General features: G+C 57.8%; 5 protein-coding genes. All 5 read left to right on the forward strand.

Annotated features, from left to right (window positions below):
- A partial coding sequence (locus tag J0A90_RS18340; protein WP_233076931.1) for a DUF2345 domain-containing protein occupies positions 1-237 on the forward strand: 237 nt, incomplete at its 5' end.
- A gap of 3 nt (positions 238-240) precedes the next feature.
- Positions 241-1,128 carry a DUF4123 domain-containing protein gene (locus J0A90_RS18345; protein ID WP_207037428.1) on the forward strand — a complete coding sequence of 296 codons (888 nt, stop codon included), beginning with the start codon at positions 241-243 and terminating at the stop codon, positions 1,126-1,128.
- Positions 1,121-3,832 carry a T6SS effector BTH_I2691 family protein gene (locus J0A90_RS18350; RefSeq protein ID WP_207037429.1) on the forward strand — a complete coding sequence of 904 codons (2,712 nt, stop codon included), beginning with the start codon at positions 1,121-1,123 and terminating at the stop codon, positions 3,830-3,832. Before J0A90_RS18345 ends, J0A90_RS18350 begins: the two co-directional genes overlap by 8 nt.
- 1 nt (position 3,833) lies before the next feature.
- A complete protein-coding gene (locus tag J0A90_RS18355) occupies positions 3,834-4,907 on the forward strand; it encodes a DUF6708 domain-containing protein (protein ID WP_207037430.1) in 1,074 nt (357 codons plus the stop codon).
- A gap of 49 nt (positions 4,908-4,956) precedes the next feature.
- Positions 4,957-5,186, forward strand: a 230-nt coding sequence (locus J0A90_RS18360; RefSeq protein WP_233076932.1) for a type VI secretion system Vgr family protein, incomplete at its 3' end; no start/stop codon positions are given.

Below are 5,186 nucleotides of genomic sequence, written 5' to 3' on the forward strand. Positions count from 1 at the left end.
GAGATCAACGCCGCCAACGGCATCCTGCTGAACAGTGGTGGCGGTTATATCCGCATCGAAGGCGGCAATATCGACGTCCACGGCCCCGGCAAGATCGACATCAAGGGCGCCCAGCACGTCTTCGGGGGGCCCGCGAGCCTGGACGCGGCCATGCCCGAGTTGCCGGAGGGAGAGTGCGAGAAGCAGTTCGCGGGTGCCGATAAGTCCTCTTCCGGCAGTACGCCCGTGGGGAGCTGATCGATGTCGGCATTGAGTGAGCCATCTCGGATTCAGTCACATGATGCGACACTGACGCCCTCGTCGTTGTGTCAGTTCGACTTCGCCGTGATCAATCCCTTGGTCGTGCACGAACGAGACTGGCGCGACCTGCCGGTCCAGGCGCTGGAAACGTCGCCTGCACCAGCAAGAGCGCATCGCCTGCCACAGCTTGTCGCGCTTCAGGACTTGCCCCAAGAGGCGTATGAAGATCTGATCGACCGCATCCGGCGCTACCGCAAACGTGGCGCCCTGTTCTTCTCGGCGCTGATGAGCACACGCGCCGATCTCGATCGAACGGCCTGGCATCTGCGTCGCCAGCTGTTGCAGCGGCGCCCGGGTGACCGCCGCTATTACTGGCTTCGCTATTACGATCCCCACGTTTTCCGCCATCTGACGTGGTTGCTGACGCCGACGCAGCTGGCCCGACTCCTTGGCCCTCTCGATCAATGGTCCTGGTTCGATGGCCAGGGTCAGTCTTATGTCCTGCGGCGTCCCGAGATCGCGACGACCATCGATTGGTTGGAACTGACTCGCGCCCAGTGGTCGAGTATCGATCTCTTTGCGGACCTGAATCGCAGTCTACGCCGTCTGAGCCTGTTGGCCCCCGACTGGCCGCAGGACCCGACACATTGGCAATGGCTAGATGACACCCTGCGTCATGCGCAACGCTCGGGCCTATCGTCCGAGGATCAGTCGTTACTGACAGAACGGGCGGCCATGCATCTGCCGGATCTGGCCGGAGAGTATTGGGTGGAATCGTTCATGGTGCTCGCAACGCGGCGTTTATCCGACATGGGCGGCCATCTGGACGCATGGCGTGACACCGAATGGAACATCCTCATTTCAGAGTTAAGGAGCGGACATGAGTAGCACCGATAGTCCTCGCCCCGATTGCAGCTTCTGTGGCGGCGGTGGCCTGCCGATCCTGCCCGTGCGCTATGCCGTGGCACGTAGTGATGATGTCGGCCTCACCGCCCCCGAGTTGCCGGCGGATCTCGCGGATGATGCCGTCTCTCAGATTACGCTTTCGGGAGGTCAACACTACACGCTGAGGCTACTGAGGGAAGGCTTCCTGTATGTCTTCAACGCGGCTCGTGGACGCTGGCAGGGCTACTATGTGACCGATGAAGGCTTTCTCAGTCGCTACATCGATATCACTAATGATGAGCTGCTGGCGCTCGACCCCGACGCGCCGGGGCCGCTCGACGCTGAGATCAATGCGCCGGTGGAGGATGACGAGTTCCCCTGCCGCGGCAATCCCGAGCATGTCTATCCTGGGCGTTGCATCACGGTACCGTCGGCCAAGGACGCAACGGACCTGTATATCGCCTTCTCGGATGACCGCTGGACCAAGCGCGTGTGGAAAGAGCATGCCGCCAATACGGACGGCCGGCGTGACGCCATGCGCAGGCTCTCCCTGACGCAGTGGAAAGGCGGCGCGGCGGACTATACCCGCCCGCTGAATGAACTCAGGAACCTAGTGGCCGAGGCCAATTTCGCCTGGGTACGTCGCCAATCGAGCGATACGGGCAGCAGCGACGCAAGCCAGAGCCCAGAAGTGAGTGCCCTGAGCCACAGCCTGGCGCCCATCAACGGGATTCGCGACGATGTCGACGGATTCATCGAGTGGTCGCAACGCCAGGCCCAGCAGGGTGACGAGAAGAGTGAGATGACCCCGGCGCTGTTCGTCCTCGATGATCCGGCTGGCGTGACCAGCGATCTCGCCGCGTTACTCGCCGAGCGAGAAAATGAGTTCAACGAGCAGGAAGCGATCAAGCGCCCGTTCGTGACGGCGGGGATCGTCAATGCGCTGCGAGACGGCTTCCGGGAGCGAGCGCGGATGCAGCGCGCCACTAAGATCGTCGAGGAGCGGCTCGAACATGAGTACTACCGTACTTATGGAGGTCCGCCGGGCATGGCACATGCGGCTAAAGCCAACTTCGAGCGTCGGCAGAAGGAAGATCCCGCTTATCGGCAAGAGGTCGAGGCCACGCGGCTGGCCGCCTACAAGAGCATCAGTGAGTCTGAACTCGAAGAGGCCGCCAACGATGCCTGGGGCAAGTATGGCGACAAGCTACGGCCCGGCGAGCCCGATCACTGGATGGAGAACACCTATCGTCCGCAGCTATCGGATTACGATAAAGAGAATATGCAGCCACTGGCATCGGCCTATGTGAGCTGGCTGACCGGCAATCCCCTGCTGATCTATCTCAATAGCCGCTTCGATGATGCGAACGTCGAGTCGGGGATCAATTTCGTCTCCGTTATCTCCTTCGTGCTGTTGGGTACCCAAAGCTACGCGCCTGCGTTCAAACAGTATGTCGAATGGCTGTCGGCGAGCGAGATCGACAATAGCAACCTGCTGCTGAGAGGCATGTGCCTCAATCAGCAAGCGCTGGTCGAACAGATCATGGCAGCGAGCGATGTCGATTTCGGTGCCAAACCCAATAACCCCGCCACCTTACCTTGGGGGCCGTTGATCGCCGCTTATATTGGGCTTACGGAAGATTACCCCGATGAGGTTGCTTCGCCCGCCAGAATGCTCGGCCATGTGCTCGGGCCGGTGCAAAGTGTCGTGGCAAAAGCGCAGAACCCGACGCCACTTCTGCTCACCTTGGGGATGATCTCGGGAAGCTCGGTTCAGATCACCCAAGTTAGCGTGACGTTAGAGGAAGCCCTATCCCGAACGCGCGAGCCGCTCAAGCTGATCCACCCCGACTGGGGTGTGAGTGAGCTGCATCAGTTCCAGCAAAAGATTCGAGTAGAGACGCGCTCGCTCATTGCGGTCAATGGGGAGCCCCCCGTGATGTTCGATATACGCCAGATAGACCTCACTCCACTCGAGGAATTTATGGCGGAAACGTCCTCGCCATCCAGGGCACTCAGCCTGACAAATAGGGATAAGCTAGTGTTCTCGGCCAGCGTTGTGGGCGCTGTCTTATCTGGCGTATCGATGTGGGATTTCCTCACTCGCACGGACAGCCTCATTCACGGGGGTATGCGGGTTCAAGGTCGCTTCCTGGGGATGGGGTTGGCTATAGGTAGTGGCTTGGCTGATGTGGTGGGGAAATCGATGGAGCATGCCCAGAAGATTTTCCGGGAGTCAGCTGATGTGTTAATGGAAAGGAGCAAAATTCTTGTAAGACTGGCGGGACGTCTCGGACTGGCGGGTGGTCTTATTCTAGGGGGTATGGATATATGGGAGGGTGGAGAAAGGTTGGCAAATGGTGAGTGGGCATTGGGGTCTGCGTATGTGGCGTCTGGTTTTCTCACTGCCACTGCGAGTTTTGCCTTGTTTTTTGCTGCTATAGGCGCTGCTGTAGAAGTTACCAGTAGTACGTCGATACTATTGGTGTTGCTATCTCGAGCGGCGCCGTTTTTATGGTGGGGTGGCGCAATAATTGGAGTTTTCGCCATCGCGGCCTCAGTCGCTATTTGGTACTTTACTGAGGATGACTTGCAGGAGTGGTTAGCGGAAGTTGCTTTTGGTGAGCGCGGTGACTCGGGCCCGGGTGACGCTAGATTAGAAGCCGAAATAAAGCGACTGGAAGCAATAACCCAAAAGGAAGAATGATATGAGCTCTACGAGCAGTAAGGATTTTATTAACCTGGTGATAAGGGGTAACTGGGGATTTTCTAGTACTATGTCACGCGGTAGAGGCATGGGGGGGCGCACTCAGGCTTTAGGTAAGGGAAATCGATGCGCTAGTAAGACGGTTGGTAGCTTTAATGGCTCGGTAATTGCAGTTAATTCTACTTATATAGAGCTTTCTGATTCAGGCAATCGTCTGCGTGGCCTTGTGTCTTTTTTTGGAATAATGGCAGCGTTTCCCTTGCTGCCTGGTGCTGCGATGCTGGTTTATATAATTGCTCTTGGGTATGGAGAAATGCCCGTGGCGGTATATTTCCTGGTGCTGCTTGCTAGTCTTTTTATTCCTTTGATTCTAGTGCTTTTGAATGTTTCTATACGTTGGGACATGTTTCGTAAGACTCACTATCCCATGCGTTTTAATCGTCGTGATCGCAAGGTCTATGCTTGGTCTCAGGATATGGGCGTTGTCACGATGAATTGGGATGACATCCAATTTTACACCAGCGAAGCAACGAAGTCCCAGGATCGTCGGGGTATGTCACGCGAAGAGATTCGCGGGTACGTGCGTGATCGCAACGGCAACATGCTTTATCACCTCGTCTTCTTCAAGTACGAAGGCCTCAAGGGCATGAAAGGCGTACTGGAAATCTGGGAACTGGTGCGTCGCTATATGGAGGAGTCCGACGGCCATATTCAAGCGCATCAGGTCGATCAGCGCTTACTGGACTTAGATGGCAAACGTGAGAGTTTCATCCACTCGTTGATCCAGGCCACGCAGGTTCTGGCCGATAGCCGTGCGTTCCAACTGATTTTCGCGCCAATGGTCATGTGGGCCGGCACCGGCCGTATCCTCGCCAAGTGGACCTGCCGCGTGCCGCGTTGGCCCGAGTGGGTCGAGGAGAAATGCCGAGTCGCACCGGACGACTCCTACGTACGCAATCGCCATACCGAGCCCCCGCTGAGCGCGAAGGAAATCCTCTGGCCGCTGTTTTGCTTCCTGCTTGGCTGGGCAGAGGTGCTGGCGATTCTGTACTTCTGCTTCCGTGGATATTTCTGAAGCGCCGAACCGAAACAAGGAGCAGGCTTTTGGCTGACACAACCAGGACCTGCTCCATTTATTACAACGAACGCGTCTTCGGCAACGCCGCCGCCTCGACTCCGAAGCCGAGAAGAGCCAGCTCAACCTCGGCTACCTGATCCACCAGACCGGCAACACCCGCGGCGCCTTCCGCGGCACCGGGTTCGAGCTGCACACCGACGCCTATGGCGCCATCCGCGCCAATCAGGGGCTCTACCTCACCAGTTGGGGCCAGCTCGGCGCCAGCGGCGACCAGCT

Origin of the sequence: Salinicola sp. DM10, assembly GCF_017306975.2 — a bacterium.
Taxonomy (GTDB): domain Bacteria; phylum Pseudomonadota; class Gammaproteobacteria; order Pseudomonadales; family Halomonadaceae; genus Salinicola.